The following is an 18,365-nucleotide window of genomic DNA, read 5'->3' as shown; positions in this document are numbered from 1 at the left end:
CGATGACCCAGAAGATCATTCGCGTCGGTAACATCGAGATCGCCAACGACAAGCCGTTCGTCCTGTTCGGCGGCATGAACGTTCTGGAATCCCGTGACCTGGCGATGAAGGTCTGCGAAGAGTACGTGCGGGTTACCGAGAAGCTCGGTATCCCGTACGTGTTCAAGGCCAGTTTCGACAAGGCCAACCGTTCGTCGGTAACGTCCTACCGTGGCCCTGGCATGGAAGAGGGGCTGAAGATCTTCGAAGAGATCAAGCGCACCTTCAACGTGCCGGTGATCACCGATGTGCACGAGCCTTACCAGGCCGAGCCCGTCGCCAAGGTATGCGACATCATCCAGCTGCCGGCTTTCCTGTCGCGGCAGACTGACCTGGTGGTGGCCATGGCCAAGACCGGCGTGGTGATCAACATCAAGAAGGCTCAGTTCCTCGCACCTCAGGAAATGAAACACATCCTGGCCAAGTGCGAAGAAGCCGGTAACGACCAGTTGATACTCTGCGAGCGTGGTTCGAGCTTCGGCTACAACAACCTGGTGGTCGACATGCTGGGCTTCGGCATCATGAAGCAGTTCGAGTACCCGGTGTTCTTCGACGTGACCCACGCCCTGCAGATGCCGGGTGGCCGCGCCGATTCCGCCGGCGGCCGTCGGGCCCAGGTCACTGACCTGGCCAAGGCCGGCATGAGTCAGGGCCTGGCCGGGCTTTTCCTCGAAGCCCACCCCGATCCGGACAACGCCAAGTGCGATGGCCCATGCGCCTTGCGCCTGGATAAACTGGAGCCGTTCCTGGTCCAGCTCAAGCAATTGGACGACCTGGTGAAAAGTTTTCCGACGGTAGAAACCGCGTAAAGCTCATTTCTCGGGTAAAGTACCGCCCGATCCACCCCTGACCAGTCGGTCAGGGGCTCCCTTCATCAGGCCTGCCCAAAGCAAGTTCGCCTGGTGAACGGCAAGAATTTCCTAAGCTAAGTTGTTTTCGTCAAATTCTGGAGTGCTTACAACAATGGCAAAAATCGTCGACATCAAAGGTCGTGAAGTTCTCGATTCGCGTGGCAACCCCACTGTGGAAGCCGATGTACTGCTCGACAACGGCATCATCGGCAGCGCTTGCGCGCCGTCCGGTGCTTCTACCGGCTCGCGCGAAGCGCTGGAGCTGCGTGATGGCGACAAGAGCCGTTACCTGGGCAAGGGCGTGCTGAAGGCCGTCGCCAACATCAACGGCCCGATCCGTGACCTGCTGCTGGGCAAGGAACCTTCCGACCAGAAGGCGCTGGACCGCGCCATGATTGAACTGGACGGTACCGAGAACAAGGCCAAGCTGGGCGCCAACGCCATCCTGGCTGTTTCCCTGGCTGCCGCCAAAGCTGCTGCCCAGGACCAGGACCTGCCGCTGTACGCGCACATCGCCAACCTGAACGGCACCCCGGGCCAGTACTCGATGCCGGTTCCGATGATGAACATCATCAACGGTGGCGAGCACGCCGACAACAACGTCGACATCCAGGAGTTCATGGTTCAGCCGGTTGGCGCCAAGACCTTCTCTGACGGCCTGCGTATGGGTACCGAAATCTTCCACCACCTCAAGGCCGTCCTGAAGGCCCGTGGCCTGAACACCGCCGTAGGTGATGAAGGTGGTTTCGCCCCGAACCTGGCATCCAACGAAGACGCCCTGGGCGCCATCGCTGAAGCTGTCGAAAAAGCCGGCTACAAGCTGGGCACCGACGTGACCCTGGCCCTGGACTGCGCGGCTTCTGAATTCTACGAAGACGGCAAGTACAACCTGTCCGGCGAAGGCAAGTCGTTCGACGCCGAAGGCTTCGCCGACTACCTGAAAGGCCTGACCGAGCGTTTCCCGATCATTTCGATCGAAGACGGCCTGGACGAGTCCGACTGGGCTGGCTGGAAAATCCTCACTGACAAGATAGGTGAAAAAGTCCAGCTGGTCGGTGACGACCTGTTCGTGACCAACACCAAGATCCTCAAGGAAGGCATCGAGAAAGGCATCGGTAACTCGATCCTGATCAAGTTCAACCAGATCGGCTCGCTGACCGAAACCCTGGAAGCCATCCAGATGGCCAAGGCTGCTGGTTACACTGCAGTGATCTCGCACCGTTCCGGTGAAACCGAAGACTCGACCATTGCCGACCTGGCTGTGGGTACTGCTGCTGGCCAGATCAAGACCGGCTCGCTGTGCCGTTCCGACCGCGTTTCCAAGTACAACCAGCTGCTGCGCATCGAAGAGCAACTGGGCGCCAAAGCGGTTTACCGCGGTCGTGCCGAGTTTCGCGGCTAAGCAAGAGATGGTAAAAAGGCAGCAGCCGAAGTTGTAGGAACGTTCGTACTGAACTTTCCTACGTACTAACGGGTTTCTGTCGACGAAGCCTGGCCTCGGCCAGGCTTCGTGCTATTGGAGGCCCCGAAGTAAAAACGCGGCAGCCTTTTTAACCTGGATAACGTGATGCGCAGTCCCTATTGGTTGTTCCTCGTTCTGCTCTTGCTGTTGGGTGGCCTGCAGTACCGCCTGTGGGTGGGTAACGGCAGCCTGGCGCAAGTGACCGAACTGAAGCAGCAGATTGCCGATCAGCATGCCGAAAACGAGCGCTTGCTCGAGCGTAATCGTGTGCTCGATGCTGAAGTGCTAGAGCTGAAAAAAGGCATGGAGACCGTTGAAGAACGGGCCCGCCACGAATTGGGGATGGTCAAAGAGGGCGAAACCCTCTTCCAGTTGCCACAGAAATGATCGATACCTTGCCGGCCTTCTGGGCCGTGATTCCTGCGGCGGGTGTAGGTGCCCGCATGGCTGCCGACCGCCCCAAGCAATACCTGGAGCTGGCTGGGCAGACCCTTCTCGAGCACAGCCTCGACTGTTTTCTTGGCCACCCGGCGCTTAAGGGCGTGGTGGTCAGCATTGCCGAAGATGACCCGTACTGGCCTGGCCTGCGCTACGCCAGCGACCCCCGCATCCAGTGCGCGGCGGGCGGGCGTGAACGCGCTGACTCGGTGCTTAACGCCTTGCTGGTGCTGCATGCCCAGGGGGCGGGGGACAGCGACTGGGTGCTGGTGCACGATGCTGCGCGGCCGAACCTGGCACGCAGCGACCTGGACAAGCTGTTGTCGGAGCTGGCGGACGACCCGGTGGGTGGCCTGCTGGCGGTGCCGGCGCGCGATACCCTCAAGCGTGCCGACAGCCATGGCCGGGTGAGTGCTACCGTGGACCGCAGCACGATCTGGCAGGCGTACACACCGCAGATGTTCCGCCTTGGAGCGTTGCACCGGGCGCTGGCAGAGTGCCTGGTGTCGGATGTGGTGGTGACCGATGAAGCCTCGGCCATCGAATGGTCCGGTCAGGCGCCGCGGCTGGTGGAAGGGCGCAGTGACAACATAAAGGTAACCCGGCCCGAAGATCTCGAATGGTTGCGCCAGCGCTGGGCGGGTAAACGCTGAGCGTTCACCGTTGCTGCCGCCACCGTATTCGCGGGTGAACCCGCTCCTACATACGCATCGGTGGTTGGGCACAGGCCGTCGTAGGAGCGGGTTCACCCGCGAAGAGGCCCGTACATGCAGCACATCCCGTCAGCCGAAACGATACTCCGGCAACCCTGCCAACCCCTCCTTCAGGTAATCCACCAGCCGCCGTACCTTCGGCGACAGGTGCCTCTGCTGCGGATACAGCGCCCACACCGCCGTATTCGGCGGTTGGTGCGCCTCCAGCAGCGACACCAGCGCACCACTGTTCAGGTGTTCCAGCACGTAGTAATCCGGCAACTGGCACAACCCGATCCCTTGCAGCGCCGCATCCAGCACTGCCTGGCCACTGTTGCAGCGCCAGTTACCCTGTACCCGCTGGCTGATCTCACGGCCATCCTGCTGTAGCGCCCACAAGTCCGAACTCCCCACCAGGCAATTGTGCCGCGCCAGCTCCGACAGGCTGTGTGGCCGGCCATAGCGCTCAAGATAGGCCGGCGAGGCGCACAGGTACATGCGCCTTGGCGCCAGGCGGGTAGCCACCAAGCGAGAGTCGGCCAGGCGGCCCAGGCGGATGGCCAGGTCCATGCCTTCATGCAGCAGGTCGAGGGTGTGGTTGCTCAGCTCCACATCCACGCGCAGCTGCGGGTACAGCGCCATGAATCGCGTCACCAACGGCACGATGAAGCGCTCGCCGTAGGCCACGGCGCACGTCATGCGCAACAAGCCCTTGGGTTCGCTGGCCAGGTCGCCCATGGCGCGCAGCGCTTCCTCGCGGCCATCCTGCAAGCGTTGGCAATGCTGCAGGAAGGTCTGCCCGGCTTCGCTGAGGGTTACCCGGCGGGTACTGCGATACAGCAGGCGCGTCTGCAGGCGGTCCTCCAGCCGGGCGATCTGCCGGCTGATGTGCGATGAGGAAACCCCCAGGCGTTCGGCGGCGGCAGTGAACTGGCCCGACTCGGCCACGGCGACAAATTCGTCGATGCCTTCCCATCGGCTGCTCATCGATTATCCCTGTGTGGCAATAATGTTTTGTCTTTGGCCTGATTATTCATCAAAAGGCGCTGAATTACACTGCAAGACTGAATCGATCCACTGTCTGGAGACCTTTGATGATCAAGTCCCGTGCTGCCGTTGCCTTCGAAGCCAAGAAACCCCTGGAAATCGTCGAAGTCGACGTGGCCATGCCAAAGGCCGGTGAAGTGCTGCTGCGCGTGGTCGCCAGCGGTGTCTGCCACACCGATGCCTATACCCTGTCCGGTGCTGACCCGGAAGGTATCTTCCCGTCGATCCTCGGCCACGAAGGCGGTGCCATCGTCGAAGCGGTGGGCGAGGGGGTGACCTCGGTCGCCGTGGGTGACCACGTCATCCCGCTGTACACCCCAGAATGCGGCAAGTGCAAGTTCTGCCTCTCGGGCAAGACCAACCTGTGCCAGGCCATCCGCGCCACCCAGGGCAAGGGCCTGATGCCGGACGGCACCACGCGCTTCTCGTACAAGGGCCAGCAACTGTTCCACTACATGGGCACCTCGACGTTCTCCGAATACACCGTGCTGCCGGAAATTTCCGTGGCCAAGATCCAGAAAGAAGCACCACTGGAAAAGGTCTGCCTGCTGGGCTGCGGCGTCACCACCGGTATCGGCGCGGTACTCAACACTGCCAAGGTCAAGCCAGGTGATACCGTGGCCATCTTCGGCCTCGGTGGCATCGGCCTGTCAGCCGTGATCGGTGCGGTCAAGGCCAAGGCTTCGCGTATCATCGCCATCGACATCAACCCGGCCAAGTTCGAGATCGCCCGCCAGCTGGGTGCCACCGATTGCGTCAACCCGAAAGACTACGATCGCCCGATCCAGGAAGTGATCGTCGACCTCACCGATGGTGGCGTGGACTTCTCCTTCGAGTGCATCGGCAACGTTCAACTGATGCGCGCCGCCCTGGAATGCTGCCACAAGGGCTGGGGTGAGTCGGTCATCATCGGTGTGGCCGGTGCCGGCCAGGAAATTTCCACGCGTCCGTTCCAGCTGGTTACTGGTCGGGTTTGGCGTGGTTCGGCGTTCGGCGGCGTGCGTGGCCGCAGCGAGCTGCCGAGCTACGTGGAAATGTCCGAGAAAGGCGAGATCCCGCTGGACACCTTCATCACCCACACGATGGGGCTGGAAGACATCAACAAGGCCTTCGACCTGATGCATGAAGGCAAGAGCATCCGTAGCGTGATCCACTTCTGAGGTCTGCCATGAGCCTGGATAACATCTCCTGCCAGAAGAGCTTCGGCGGCTGGCACAAGCGTTACCGGCATCATTCCAAGGTGCTGGGTTGCGATATGGTGTTCGCCGTGTACCTGCCACCGCAGGCCGAGCAGGGCGAAAAGCTGCCGGTGCTTTACTGGCTCAGCGGCCTCACCTGCACCGACGAGAACTTCATGCAGAAGGCCGGCGCCCAGCGTCTGGCCGCCGAGCTGGGGCTGATCATCGTTGCCCCCGATACCAGCCCGCGTGGCGAGCAGGTGCCGGGCGATCCGGACGGCGCCTGGGACTTCGGCCTGGGCGCTGGCTTCTACCTCAACGCCACCCAGCAACCCTGGGCCCAGCACTACCGCATGCACGACTATGTGGTGGAGGAGTTGCCAGCCCTGATCGAGGCGCACTTCCCGGCGTCGGGCGAGCGCAGCATCAGCGGCCACTCCATGGGTGGGCATGGCGCGCTGGTGTGCGCCTTGCGCAATCCGGGGCGCTACCGCTCGGTGTCGGCATTCTCGCCAATCAGCAATCCGATGGATTGTCCGTGGGGCGAGAAGGCCTTCAGCCGCTACCTGGGTGAAGACCGTGGACGCTGGCGTGAGTGGGATGCCAGTGTGCTGCTGGCCGAAACCCCTGCTGGCCAATGCCCGCCGTTGCTGGTGGACCAGGGCGACCGTGACGACTTCCTCGAGAAGCAACTCAAGCCTGAAGCGCTGGAACAGGCGGCACGCAAAGGTGGCCATGCAATGACCCTGCGTATGCAGCCGGGCTATGACCATAGCTACTACTTCATTGCCAGCTTCATCGAGGAGCACCTGCGCCATCATGCGGTGGCACTGGGGCGGGTTTAACGCTTGCTGTGGGAGCGGGCGTGCCCGCGAAGGGCTGCACAGCAGCCCCAATCCCACAAATCCCCTGCAAAGCAGGTAGAATCACGCCCTGACTCATTCAGGGCGTTTTTTTATGCGTATTGGCCACGGCTACGATGTGCACCGTTTCTGCGACGGTGATTTCATTACCCTGGGCGGGGTGCGTATCCCCCACAAATACGGCCTGTTGGCCCATTCTGACGGTGACGTGCTGCTGCACGCCCTGAGCGATGCCTTGCTTGGCGCTGCGGCGCTGGGCGACATCGGCAAGCACTTCCCTGACACTGACCCGCAGTTCAAGGGTGCTGACAGCCGCGCGCTGCTGCGTCATGTGGTCGGCATCGTCAAGGCCAAGGGCTGGAAGGTCGGCAACGTTGACGCCACCATCGTCGCCCAGGCACCGAAAATGGCCCCGCACATCGAAACCATGCGCCAGCTGATCGCCGAAGACCTGCAGGTCGAGCTCGACCAGGTCAATGTCAAGGCCACCACCACAGAGAAGCTTGGCTTTACCGGCCGCGAGGAGGGCATTGCCGTGCATTCGGTCGCCCTGCTGCTGCCAGCATGACCGAACTGGAATTGCTGGGCCCGCGCGCATCGGGCGAACCCCTGGGCACCGCCGTCCTCAAAGCGGTTGCCGAAGACTTTCAGGTTGACGAAGTCCTGGATATACCGCTATCGGGCCAAGGCGAGCACCTGTGGCTGTGGGTCGAGAAGCGTGACCTGAACACTGAAGAAGCCGCCCGGCGCCTTGCCCGCGCCGCTGGCGTGCCCGTGCGCAGCATCAGCTATGCCGGCCTGAAGGACCGCCAGGCGCTCACCCGCCAGTGGTTCAGCCTGCACCTGCCGGGCAAGGCCGATCCGGATCTGTCGCGTGCCGAGGATGCCAGCCTGCGTGTGCTCAAACAGGTGCGTCACCAGCGCAAACTGCAGCGCGGCGCGCATTCGGCCAACGGGTTCACCTTGCGCCTGACCGCCCTGGCTGCCGATCACCAGGCGGTGGATGCGCGCCTGGAGCAGCTCAGGCAGCAAGGTGTGCCCAACTACTTCGGCACCCAGCGCTTTGGGCACGGTGGTGGCAACGTCCACGACGCCCTCGATTGGGCCGCGCGCAAGGCTTTGCCTGAACAGCGCAACGTGCGTTCGCGGCTGCTTTCGGCCGGGCGCAGCTACCTGTTCAATCAGTTGCTGGCTGCGCGTGTGGCTGACGGTAGCTGGGCCCGAGCCCAGGTCGGGGACCTGCTGGCGTTCACCGACAGCCGCAGTTTCTTCCCGGCGGGTGAGGCGGAATGTGCCGACCCGCGGCTGGCGATTCTCGACTTGCATCCAACCGGCCCGATGTGGGGGGAGGGCGCTTCACCTGCTGGCGCTGCGCCTGCCCAGCTGGAAAACGCTATCGGCGCACGTCAGCCGGCACTTTGCCAGTGGCTGGCCCAGGCGGGCATGGATCACGAACGGCGAATTCTGCGGCTCCCTATTGGCGGCCTGACGTGGCATTATCCCGAGCCTGATATCCTGCAACTGGAATTCGTCCTGCCGGCCGGATGCTTCGCCACCGTGGTGGTGCGTGAAGTCGTGGATCTGGTGTCGGCAGGGCAGACGGACAGCCCATGCGTATTCTGATTTCGAATGACGACGGTGTTACCGCACCTGGCATCGCCGCGCTGCACGCTGCGCTGGTGGATTATGCCGAGTGCGCGGTGATCGCCCCGGATCAAGACAAGAGCGGCGCCAGCAGTTCGCTGACGCTGGACCGGCCACTGCATCCGCAGACCCTGGCCAATGGCTTCATCAGCCTCAACGGCACGCCGACCGACTGCGTGCACCTGGGGCTCAATGGGCTGTTGCCACAGACGCCGGACATGGTCGTGTCGGGGATCAACCTTGGTGCCAACCTGGGCGATGACGTGCTGTATTCGGGAACGGTCGCTGCGGCGCTGGAAGGCCGCTTCCTCGGCGGTACCTCGCTGGCGTTCTCGCTGTTGTCGCGCCAGCCGGACAACCTGCCGACTGCGGCCTATATCGCCCGTCGTCTGGTCGAGGCACAGTCGCGCCTGGTGTTGCCGCCACGCACCGTACTCAACGTCAATATTCCCAACTTGCCGCTGGAGCACATCCGTGGCATCCAGCTCACCCGTCTCGGTCACCGGGCGCGGGCGGCGGCGCCCACCAAGGTGGTCAACCCGCGTGGCAAGGAAGGCTACTGGATTGCCGTGGCCGGTGATGCCGAGGACGGCGGCCCGGGCACCGACTTCCACGCGGTGATGCAAGGCTACGTATCGATTACCCCATTGCAGCTCGACCGCACCTTCAATGATGCCTTCGAGCAGCTCGATGGATGGCTGGAGGGCCTGCTCTGATGCGCGAGGACGATATGCTGCGGCGTGGCATCGGCATGACCTCTCAGCGTACCCGGGAGCGGCTGATACAGCGTTTGTGCGAAGAGGGGGTTTCGAACACCAAGGTGCTCGACGTGATCCGTCGTACGCCGCGCCACCTGTTCGTCGACGAGGCGCTGGCGCATCGAGCATACGAAGACACCGCGCTGCCGATCGGCCACAACCAGACCATCTCCCAGCCGTTCATGGTTGCTCACATGAGCGAGCTGTTGCTCGAGGCCGGGCCGCTGGACAAGGTGCTGGAGATTGGCACCGGTTCGGGCTACCAGACGGCGATCCTGGCTCAGCTGGTCGAGCGGGTGTTTTCGGTAGAGCGCATCAAGGTGCTGCAGGACCGGGCCAAAGAGCGCCTGGTGGAGCTTAACCTGCGCAACGTGGTATTCCGCTGGGGTGACGGTTGTGAGGGGTGGCCGGCGCTTGCGCCGTACAACGGCATCATCGTCACCGCCGTGGCGCCGGAAGTGCCACAGGCACTGCTCGACCAACTGGCACCCGGTGGACGCATGGTCATCCCGGTAGGGCCGGCCGGCGAAGCGCAGCAACTGATGCTGATCGTGCGCGAGGAGCATGGATTCTCCCGTCGCGTACTGGGGGCTGTGCGCTTCGTGCCGCTGCTCAATGGGCCTCTGGCCTGAAGCCTGTTGATCTGAGCTGTGCAGGCATGAGGCGCGGTGTATTTTTGTGCCGGTGGCGAATTCTTGTCGCTTCGCCCTGTCTATCAGGCGGTGCGAAGCGCTAACGCACAGCGTGCACCGGGGTTTTGTGCCCGTCTTTTGAACCCGTCTGCCATTACCGGCTGGCTTGGTTATAATTGCAACAATATTGCATTTCTTGTCTTCATATCGATTTTCGGCACCATGAGGGGAGCGCGGGTGGGTCACACAGTCATTCGGCAGCGCAAGGACGGGTCGGGTTTCAAGCTTCTGGTGATTGCATTGGCCATGGGCACGCTTCTGGTGGGTTGCTCAAGCACCAGCAGCAACAGCGCGCGGGTGGTCGACCGCAACAACACCGTGCCCAAGCGCCCGGCGGTGACTTCTGGGCAATACATCGTCAAGCCAGGCGACACCCTGTTCTCCATCGCCTTCCGTTATGGCTGGGACTACAAGGAGCTGGCTGCACGCAACGGTATTCAGGCGCCTTATACCATCCGCCCGGGCCAAGCGATTCGTTTCAGCAGCGGTTCCAGCAGCCGCACCACGGTGGTGTCCAGCCCGTCCTCGTCAAGCCGCACCACGGTCACGCGGCGGCCTGTGGGCAGCACTGCCACGGCGCCTGCCAGCACCAGCAAACCGGCCACGTCGGCGCCTTCCACCCCTGCCCCTGTGGTCGCTACCGTACCAGCCGCAGAGCGCGCGGTAGGTGGTTGGACCTGGCCTGCCAATGGCGTGCTGATTGGAAAATTTGCTTCAAACGGTAGTTTGAATAAAGGCATTGATATCGCCGGTGATTTGGGACAGCCTGTTTTTGCTGCGTCTGATGGTGCGGTGGTTTATGCCGGGAGTGGTTTGAGGGGCTACGGCGAGCTGATCATCATCAAGCACAGCGACACCTACGTCAGTGCCTACGGTCATAACCGCAGGCTGTTGGTTCGGGAGGGGCAGCAGGTCAAGGCAGGGCAGTCGATTGCTGAAATGGGGTCTACGGGCACAGATCGGGTGAAGCTGCATTTCGAGATTCGCCGCCAGGGCAAACCCGTCGATCCACTCCAGTTCCTGCCACGTCGTTGACCGTTGTACCCAGCCTGTTCCTGTGATGTAGAGGGGACAGGCTCAAGCGCTGCCAGGGAGAAAGGTGCCGCTCGAGTCTGAGTTCGAACTCAGCAAAGGATTATAACAATGGCTCTCAGTAAAGAAGTGCCGGAGTTTGACATCGACGATGACGTCCTCCTAATGGAGACGGGTATCGTTTTGGAAACGGATGTGGTGTCAGACGAACCTGCTGTATCTTCGGTTCGGACGAGGGCCAAATCGGGCTCTTCGCTCAAGCAACACAAGTACATCGATTACAGCAGGGCGCTCGATGCCACCCAGCTGTATCTCAACGAGATCGGTTTCTCGCCGCTGCTTTCGCCGGAAGAAGAAGTGCATTTTGCGCGCTTGTCGCAAAAGGGTGACCCTGCCGGCCGCAAGCGCATGATCGAAAGCAACCTGCGCCTGGTTGTCAAAATTGCCCGTCGTTACGTGAACCGTGGCCTGTCGCTGCTCGACCTGATCGAGGAGGGCAACCTGGGGCTGATCCGGGCGGTCGAAAAGTTCGATCCGGAGCGTGGTTTCCGTTTTTCGACCTACGCGACCTGGTGGATTCGCCAGACCATCGAACGGGCGATCATGAACCAGACTCGCACCATTCGCCTGCCGATCCACGTGGTCAAGGAACTGAACGTCTACCTGCGCGCCGCGCGCGAGCTGACGCAGAAACTCGACCACGAGCCCTCGCCGGAAGAAATCGCCACCTTGCTGGAAAAGCCGGTCGCCGAGGTCAAGCGTATGCTCGGCCTGAACGAACGGGTGTCTTCGGTAGACGTGTCGCTTGGCCCGGATTCGGACAAGACGCTGCTCGATACCCTGACCGACGACCGCCCGACGGACCCGTGCGAACTGCTGCAGGATGACGACCTGTCGCAGAGCATCGATCAGTGGCTGGGCGAGTTGACCGACAAGCAGCGTGAAGTGGTTGTACGCCGCTTTGGCCTTCGTGGCCATGAAAGCAGTACCCTGGAGGATGTTGGGCTGGAGATCGGCCTTACCCGTGAACGCGTGCGGCAAATCCAGGTGGAAGGGCTCAAGCGCTTGCGCGAGATCCTTGAAAAGAATGGTCTGTCCAGCGAGTCATTGTTCCAGTAGCTAGCGCTGTAACAAAAGACGCCCCGATGCTCTCGGGGCGTTTTTGTTTGTGGCGAAAAGCGAGGTTCCCTTTCAGATTGTCGGGGGGGCATGGCGCCCAGACGCACCTGGCAAGACACCTATCAAATGTGTACCGCGCTACCCCAGTAACATCGCGTGTAAGCCTTTACTTACTCATTGTGTAAGCTTTCCATGCAACCTTCAGTAAATCAAAGTCGTTTCCAAAGGCTGAATTTTTACAACCCATTGAAAAGCATGGTTTATTCACCGGTGAGTAAATGTGTCCGCGGAAATACCTTGCAAGCTCCATCGCTTGCTCGCCTGGCTGAACCCGCTAGTATTCGAACTGTGCACAGGGACATGCACAGGCTTTCAGGATGAAGGCCAGGGACATCGCAAGAAGCGATTTCATCAGGATGATGTTTGGGACAAGCAGGGACTACGGAAAAAAATGTGGGCGGGTCAAACCGCCCCTTTTTTTGCCCGTAGGAAAACAAAAAAGGCCCCGAAGGGCCTTTTTCGCGTCTGGGCGCTATCAGCGCTCCAGGTCGGCAATCTTGCCAGGCTTGCCATCCCATTCTTCAGCGTCCGGCAGGGCGTCCTTACGCTCGGTGATATTAGGCCAGATTTCCGCCAGCTCGGCGTTCAGCTCGATGAAGTTTTCCATGCCCGAAGGCACTTCGTCTTCCGAGAAGATGGCTTGCGCTGGGCACTCCGGCTCGCACAAGGCACAGTCGATGCACTCGTCCGGGTGGATGACCAGGAAGTTCGGGCCTTCGTAGAAGCAGTCCACCGGACAGACTTCCACGCAGTCGGTGTATTTGCATTTGATGCAGTTGTCGGTGACGACGAAGGTCATTTCTAATTCTCTCCTCAGGCGACGGCGGCGGCCCTTCCTCTCAGGGCCGCGCGGTTTACGGGTATGTGGCTGCAGGCCAGGCTAATAACCTGCAGCACCAGCAAACCGCGGCGGATTCTACCAGCTTGTAATGGGCGCCGTTATAACAGGTTCTTTAGTTGATATAGCATTTCGATAGCTTGACGCGGGGTCATGTCGTCCAGTTGCAGCTTGCCCAGCTTCTCGATGGCTGGATGAGGCAGGCTGGCAAACAAGTCGCTCTGGTGCGGCACTTGCGGCGCGTCCTTGGCCTTGTGGGCCGCAGGCTGCTCATGGGGCAGGCTGGTGGTTTCCAGCCGGCCAAGGTGTTCGCGAGCACGCTGGATCACTGCCGTCGGTACGCCGGCCAGCTGTGCAACGGCCAGGCCGTAGCTTTGGCTGGCAGGGCCGGGTAGCACGTGGTGCAGGAACACGATGCGTTCATTGTGCTCGGTGGCGTTCAGGTGCACGTTGGCCACCAGCGGCTCGCTCTCCGGCAGCACGGTCAGTTCGAAGTAGTGGGTGGCGAACAGTGTGTAGGCACGCAGCTGGGCCAGGCGCTCGGCGGCGGCCCAGGCCAGCGACAGGCCATCGAAGGTGCTGGTACCGCGGCCCACTTCGTCCATCAGCACCAGGCTGCGGTCGGTGGCGTTGTGCAGGATGTTGGCGGTCTCGCTCATCTCCACCATGAAGGTCGAGCGCCCGCCGGCCAGGTCGTCACTGGAGCCGATGCGGGTGAAGATGCGGTCGACCAGCGACAGCTCGCAGCTGGCTGCCGGCACGAAGCTACCGATGTGGGCCAGGAGCACGATAAGCGCAGTCTGGCGCATGTAGGTCGATTTACCGCCCATGTTAGGGCCGGTGATGATCAGCATGCGCGTACTGTTGTCCAGGCCCAGGTCGTTGGCCACGAACGGCGTGGTCAGTACCTGTTCCACCACCGGGTGGCGGCCCTGCTCGATGCGCAGGCAAGGCTCGTCGACAAAGCGTGGGCAGCTCAGGTCGAGGTTCAGTGCGCGCTCGGCCAAGTTGCTGAGCACATCCAGCTCGGCCAGGGCGGCGGCGCTGTCCTGCAGCGGTGCCAGGTGGCTGATCAGGGTTTCCAGCAGCGCGTCGTAGAGCATCTTCTCGCGGGCCAGGGCGCGGCTCTTGGCCGACAATGCCTTGTCCTCGAACGCCTTGAGCTCCGGGGTGATGAAGCGCTCGGCGCCTTTGAGGGTCTGGCGGCGGATGTAGTCGCCCGGGGCCTGCTCGGCCTGCTTGGTCGGCAGTTCGATGAAGTAGCCGTGCACGCGGTTGTAGCCGACCTTGAGGTTGGCAAGGCCGGTGCGGGCCTTTTCCCGGGTTTCCAGGTCGATCAGGAACTGACCGGCGTTCTCGCTGATTGCCAGCAGCTCGTCCAGTTCGTTGTCATAGCCGGCTTTCAGTACACCGCCGTCGCGGATCACCGCCGGCGGGTTATCGATGATCGCCCGCTCCAACAGGCTGGCCAGTTCCGGATAGGTACCGGTAATGGCCGCCAGACGCGCCAGGTGCGGCGCTTCGAGTTCGGTCATGGCGTTCTGCAGCTCTGGCAACGCGCCCAGCGCATCGCGCAGGCGTGCCAGGTCGCGCGGGCGGGCATTGCGCAGGCCAATACGGGCGAGGATCCGCTCGATATCGCCAATTTCCTTCAACTGCGGCTGCAGCTTTTCGAAGCGGTAGCTGTCGAGCAGGCAGCGGATCGAGTCCTGGCGTGCTTGCAGCACCTTGAGGTCGCGCAGCGGGCGGTTCAGCCAGCGGCTCAGCAGGCGGCTGGCCATGGCGGTCTGGCAGCGGTCGATCACCGATTGCAGGGTGTTGTCGCGCCCACCGGCCAGGTTGATGTCCAGCTCCAGGTTGCGGCGGCTGGCCCCATCGAGGATGACTGTATCGTCCAGACGCTCGTGGCGCAGGCTGCGCAGGTGCGGCAGGGCGGTGCGCTGGGTTTCCTTGGCATAGGTCAGCAGGCAGCCGGCGGCGCCGATGGCCAGGGTCAGCTTGTCGCAGCCGAAGCCCTTGAGGTCCTTGGTCGCGAACTGCTGGCACAGGGCCTTGCGTGCCGAGTCGCGGTCGAAGTCCCAGGGTGCGCGGCGGCGGGCGCCTGGGCGTTTCTCCGCAGGCAGGTCCCGTGGCCAGTCGTCGGGGATCAACAGCTCGACCGGGTTCAGGCGCTCGAGTTCGGCCAGCAGGTTTTCCCAGCCCTTGATCTCCTGCACGCTGAAATTGCCGCTGGTGATGTCCAGTACCGCCAGGCCGAACAGGCGCTCGTCACCGAGCAGTGCGGCGATCAGGTTGTCGCGGCGCTCGTCGAGCAGTGCCTCGTCACTGACCGTGCCGGGGGTGATGATGCGTACTACCTGGCGCTCCACCGGGCCCTTGCTGGTGGCGGGGTCGCCGATCTGCTCACAGATCACCACCGACTCGCCAAGCTTGACCAGCTTGGCCAGGTAGCCTTCCAGCGAATGGAACGGAATCCCGCACATGGGAATGGACTGGCCGGCCGACTGACCGCGGGCGGTCAGGGTGATATCCAGCAGTTTCGCGGCCTTTTTCGCATCTTCGTAGAAGATCTCGTAGAAGTCGCCCATGCGGTAGAACATCAGCTGGTCCGGGTGCTGGTTTTTCAGCTTCCAGTACTGCTGCATCATCGGGGTGTGTGCGGAAAGATCTGACATTCAGGGCCTTACAGGGGGGATCTGGTTGGCGATGGTAAACCCGTAATGGTACAGGCTTTTTCGTTACGTTGCAGGCGCGTGCTGTGGGGCGTGCGCCTGCAGTCTGGCGGGCAATGGTGGAGCTGCGCCGCGTAACCCTCTAGAATGCGCGCCCCTCGATGAATGCCCCTAGCCGTGACCTGCACGATGAATGTGTCCAGCCCTGTCCCTTATGTAACGCAACAGCTGATCTACCTCCTTTATGGCGAGCGCCGGATCTATCAGCTGGAGGCAAAACTCAGCATCCTCACCGCCCTGGCTCGTTGCAAGCCGGCTGAGCTGCCGGTGATCCGCGTGCTTACCGACCAGCCACAGGCTTTTGCCGGCTGGCCGGTGGAAGTGATCGCACTGGACGAGCAGACCTTGCAGGATTGGGCCGGCGACGGCGGCTACACCCATCGGCGCAAGGCCTGCGCCATTGCCCAGGCCGGGCAGTGGGCGGACAAGACCGTGTTCATCGATACCGATACGGTATTTCTGCAGTCGCCGCAAAAGCTGTTCAGCCAGGTCGATGCCGGGCAATTCTTGGTCGACGAGGTGGAAATGAGCTGGGCCGAGGCTTCGCGCAACAGCTATTACCGCAGCTTCATCGAGGGGCTTGCTGAGTCGGGCGAAGCACCAGCCGATGACTTGCGGCTGTGTAACAGCGGTGTGATGGGCTTTACCCGCGACAACGTTGGCATCGCCAAGCGCGCCATCGACCGGATCGACAACTGGACGCCGTATGCCCGTGACCTGCATACGATCGAGCAGATCGCCTTTTCCTTCGAATTGCACGGCGCGCCGATCAACGAGGCGCGCGGCGTGATCAGCCATTACTTTGCGATGAAGCAGTACGTGCATGCCATTCTAGAAATCTTCTTTGCCCGCCATGGCGAGCATTTTCATTCGAAGATGCCAGGTCTGGCCCTGAAGGTGCCGGCGCATCGCCCGGTGCCCTCGTGGTTGGCTCGGCTCTCGGTGAAATGGAGCCTCAAGCATGTACCCCGGGAGCTGCGTGGCATCGGCCGCAAGTTGCTCTACGGCAGTGTGATGAATGCTGATGACTACCAGCGCGCGTGCAAGGTGGTCTGGTGGCGTTCGGCAATCGAGGACATGCGCACGCTGGGTGGCTTCGACTGGAGCCGGGAGTGGCCTGACGGGCTGCCGCGGCTGGGGCAGCGTGACGAACTGGCGTTCAGCGAAATCGCCCGGGCCAGCCTGAAAGTTTCCTGAGCCAGAGCCCGAAGCAGGGTGATAGGGTAGAGAACCGCCCTCGAGGAGCACCCTACATGGACCCGATCACCACGCTCGCCACCCGCCTGGGTGAGCACCTGCGCCGATTCAATGCGCAGGTGACTACCGCCGAATCCTGCACCGGTGGTGGCATTGCCGAAGCCATCACCCGCATACCTGGCAGCTCGGCCTGGTTCGAAGCCGGTTACGTCACCTATTCCAATGCCCAGAAAACCCGCCAGCTGGGAGTGCCTGAAGCGTTGTTCGGTCAGGTGGGGGCAGTCAGCCAGGAAGTGGTCGAAGCCATGGTCCGTGGGGCTCAGGCCGCCAGTGGCGCACGCTTCGCCGTGGCGGTGAGTGGTGTGGCCGGGCCGGACGGCGGCTCGCCAGCCAAACCGGTGGGCACTGTGTGGCTGGCCTGGGGTGATGGCGACCGGGTGTTCAGCGAACGTCGGCAGTTCGACGGTGACCGCGAGGCGGTGCGCCGACAGACGGTGATCGCCGCGTTAGACGGCTTGTTACAGCTTGGTGCCGAGTAAATCGACGACAGGGGTTTGCGCGGGCGTCTGCCTGTGGAATAATACTGGCTACTTATACAGGTATTCCGGCCGTCAGGGCCAAGTCGAACACGTGAGGATTTCAATGGACGACAACAAGAAGCGCGCCTTGGCTGCGGCCCTGGGTCAGATCGAACGCCAATTCGGTAAAGGCGCGGTCATGCGCATGGGTGACCATGAGCGTCAAGGCATTCCGGCCATCTCCACCGGCTCGCTGGGCCTGGATATCGCCCTGGGCATCGGCGGTCTGCCAAAAGGCCGTATCGTCGAGATCTACGGCCCGGAATCGTCGGGTAAGACCACGCTGACCCTGTCTGTCATCGCTGAAGCGCAAAAGAACGGTGCTACCTGCGCCTTCGTCGACGCCGAACATGCCCTTGACCCTGAGTACGCCGGCAAGCTGGGCGTCAACGTCGATGACCTGCTGGTTTCGCAGCCGGACACCGGTGAGCAGGCCCTTGAAATCACCGACATGCTGGTGCGTTCCAACGCGGTCGACGTGATCATTGTCGACTCCGTTGCCGCGCTGGTACCGAAGGCCGAGATCGAAGGCGAGATGGGTGACATGCATGTGGGTCTGCAGGCCCGCCTGATGTCCCAGGCACTGCGCAAGATCACCGGTAACATCAAGAACGCGAACTGCCTGGTCATCTTCATCAACCAGATCCGTATGAAGATCGGTGTGATGTTCGGCAGCCCGGAAACCACTACCGGTGGTAACGCCCTGAAGTTCTACGCGTCGGTCCGTCTGGATATCCGCCGTACCGGCGCTGTCAAGGAAGGCGACGAGGTGGTCGGCAGCGAAACCCGCGTCAAGATCGTCAAGAACAAGGTCTCGCCTCCGTTCCGTCAGGCTGAGTTCCAGATTCTTTACGGGAAAGGTATCTACCGTAACGGCGAGATCATTGATCTGGGGGTATCTCAGGGCTTGGTCGAGAAGTCCGGTGCCTGGTATGCCTACCAGGGCAACAAGATTGGTCAAGGCAAAGCCAACGCTGCCAAGTACCTGGCTGAGAACCCGGCTATTGGTGCCGAGATCGAGAAGCAGATTCGTGAGAAGTTGCTGAAAGCAGGTGCTGCTGCTGAAGCCGGCAAAGCTGCTGCTGCCGAAGCTGATGCCGATGACATGGCCGACGCTGACGCCGGTTATTGATTGCGCAGTAGAT

At 61.9% G+C, this 18,365-nt stretch carries 18 protein-coding genes; 15 read left to right on the top strand and 3 right to left on the bottom strand.

The genetic code is table 11. The features are described 5' to 3' along the window. Positions 1 to 2 precede the first annotated feature (2 nt). From kdsA to ispD, 4 genes are all read left to right on the top strand, one after another. A complete protein-coding gene (gene kdsA / locus AC3WLP_RS19230) occupies positions 3 to 848 on the top strand; it encodes a 3-deoxy-8-phosphooctulonate synthase (RefSeq protein WP_010952685.1) in 846 nt (281 codons plus the stop codon). A 154-nt stretch (positions 849 to 1,002) separates the two neighbouring features. Further along, positions 1,003 to 2,292 (top strand): phosphopyruvate hydratase, encoded by a 1,290-nt coding sequence (gene eno, locus AC3WLP_RS19225; RefSeq protein ID WP_088513566.1) that lies wholly within the window; start codon positions 1,003 to 1,005, stop codon positions 2,290 to 2,292. Between the two features lie 165 nt (positions 2,293 to 2,457). Beyond that, complete coding sequence (gene ftsB, locus AC3WLP_RS19220; RefSeq protein ID WP_004576849.1) at positions 2,458 to 2,739, top strand: cell division protein FtsB; 282 nt, start codon at positions 2,458 to 2,460, stop codon at positions 2,737 to 2,739. After that, entirely contained in the window at positions 2,736 to 3,443 is a 708-nt protein-coding gene (ispD, locus tag AC3WLP_RS19215) for a 2-C-methyl-D-erythritol 4-phosphate cytidylyltransferase (RefSeq protein ID WP_003252335.1), read from the top strand. The genes ftsB and ispD overlap by 4 nt, the downstream gene beginning before the upstream one ends. 129 nt (positions 3,444 to 3,572) lie before the next feature. Here ispD and AC3WLP_RS19210 read toward each other — a convergent pair whose 3' ends face one another. After that, positions 3,573 to 4,469: a LysR substrate-binding domain-containing protein gene (locus tag AC3WLP_RS19210; protein WP_003252336.1), complete on the bottom strand. Its 897-nt coding sequence runs from the start codon at positions 4,467 to 4,469 to the stop codon at positions 3,573 to 3,575. A 107-nt stretch (positions 4,470 to 4,576) separates the two neighbouring features. Between AC3WLP_RS19210 and AC3WLP_RS19205 the strand changes: the two genes are divergently transcribed. From AC3WLP_RS19205 to rpoS, 8 genes are all read left to right on the top strand, one after another. After that, positions 4,577 to 5,689: an S-(hydroxymethyl)glutathione dehydrogenase/class III alcohol dehydrogenase gene (locus tag AC3WLP_RS19205; protein ID WP_088513567.1), complete on the top strand. Its 1,113-nt coding sequence runs from the start codon at positions 4,577 to 4,579 to the stop codon at positions 5,687 to 5,689. 8 nt (positions 5,690 to 5,697) lie between these two features. Further along, on the top strand, positions 5,698 to 6,552 hold the full coding sequence (gene fghA / locus AC3WLP_RS19200; RefSeq protein ID WP_003252340.1) for an S-formylglutathione hydrolase: 855 nt from the start codon (positions 5,698 to 5,700) through the stop codon (positions 6,550 to 6,552). A 112-nt stretch (positions 6,553 to 6,664) separates the two neighbouring features. Next, the gene (gene ispF, locus AC3WLP_RS19195) at positions 6,665 to 7,138 is read left to right on the top strand and encodes a 2-C-methyl-D-erythritol 2,4-cyclodiphosphate synthase (protein ID WP_003252342.1); all 474 of its coding nucleotides are present in this window, start codon (positions 6,665 to 6,667) and stop codon (positions 7,136 to 7,138) included. Further along, positions 7,135 to 8,193, top strand: coding sequence for a tRNA pseudouridine(13) synthase TruD (gene truD / locus AC3WLP_RS19190; RefSeq protein WP_003252344.1), 1,059 nt, complete (start codon positions 7,135 to 7,137; stop codon positions 8,191 to 8,193). Before ispF ends, truD begins: the two co-directional genes overlap by 4 nt. Beyond that, a complete protein-coding gene (surE, locus tag AC3WLP_RS19185; RefSeq protein WP_003252346.1) occupies positions 8,181 to 8,930 on the top strand; it encodes a 5'/3'-nucleotidase SurE in 750 nt (249 codons plus the stop codon). The genes truD and surE overlap by 13 nt, the downstream gene beginning before the upstream one ends. 35 nt (positions 8,931 to 8,965) lie before the next feature. Then, positions 8,966 to 9,604 carry a protein-L-isoaspartate(D-aspartate) O-methyltransferase gene (locus AC3WLP_RS19180; RefSeq protein ID WP_003252348.1) on the top strand — a complete coding sequence of 213 codons (639 nt, stop codon included), beginning with the start codon at positions 8,966 to 8,968 and terminating at the stop codon, positions 9,602 to 9,604. Positions 9,605 to 9,841: 237 nt separating this feature from the next. Continuing rightward, complete coding sequence (locus AC3WLP_RS19175) at positions 9,842 to 10,699, top strand: peptidoglycan DD-metalloendopeptidase family protein (RefSeq protein ID WP_004574839.1); 858 nt, start codon at positions 9,842 to 9,844, stop codon at positions 10,697 to 10,699. A gap of 108 nt (positions 10,700 to 10,807) precedes the next feature. Then, positions 10,808 to 11,815 (top strand): RNA polymerase sigma factor RpoS, encoded by a 1,008-nt coding sequence (rpoS, locus tag AC3WLP_RS19170; RefSeq protein ID WP_003252351.1) that lies wholly within the window; start codon positions 10,808 to 10,810, stop codon positions 11,813 to 11,815. A 535-nt stretch (positions 11,816 to 12,350) separates the two neighbouring features. Here the strand turns inward: rpoS and fdxA are convergent. Together fdxA and mutS are read right to left on the bottom strand one after the other, a co-directional pair. Further along, positions 12,351 to 12,674: a ferredoxin FdxA gene (gene fdxA, locus AC3WLP_RS19165; RefSeq protein WP_003252355.1), complete on the bottom strand. Its 324-nt coding sequence runs from the start codon at positions 12,672 to 12,674 to the stop codon at positions 12,351 to 12,353. Between the two features lie 140 nt (positions 12,675 to 12,814). Further along, complete coding sequence (gene mutS / locus AC3WLP_RS19160; RefSeq protein ID WP_003252357.1) at positions 12,815 to 15,388, bottom strand: DNA mismatch repair protein MutS; 2,574 nt, start codon at positions 15,386 to 15,388, stop codon at positions 12,815 to 12,817. A 186-nt stretch (positions 15,389 to 15,574) separates the two neighbouring features. Here mutS and AC3WLP_RS19155 point away from each other — a divergent pair, with 186 nt between their 5' ends. The 3 genes from AC3WLP_RS19155 to recA all read left to right on the top strand — a co-directional run bounded on the left by AC3WLP_RS19155 (position 15,575) and on the right by recA (position 18,352). Beyond that, positions 15,575 to 16,642 carry a hypothetical protein gene (locus tag AC3WLP_RS19155; RefSeq protein ID WP_014754267.1) on the top strand — a complete coding sequence of 356 codons (1,068 nt, stop codon included), beginning with the start codon at positions 15,575 to 15,577 and terminating at the stop codon, positions 16,640 to 16,642. Between the two features lie 56 nt (positions 16,643 to 16,698). Then, positions 16,699 to 17,181, top strand: coding sequence for a CinA family protein (locus AC3WLP_RS19150; protein WP_010952695.1), 483 nt, complete (start codon positions 16,699 to 16,701; stop codon positions 17,179 to 17,181). Between the two features lie 103 nt (positions 17,182 to 17,284). Further along, on the top strand, positions 17,285 to 18,352 hold the full coding sequence (recA, locus tag AC3WLP_RS19145) for a recombinase RecA (protein ID WP_003252365.1): 1,068 nt from the start codon (positions 17,285 to 17,287) through the stop codon (positions 18,350 to 18,352). Positions 18,353 to 18,365: the final 13 nt, after the last annotated feature.

The sequence above is a fragment of the Pseudomonas sp. FW305-E2 genome, assembly GCF_058782925.1.
The sequence above is the reverse complement of the archived record's forward strand: the minus strand, read 5'-3'. Positions and strand labels throughout refer to the sequence as shown.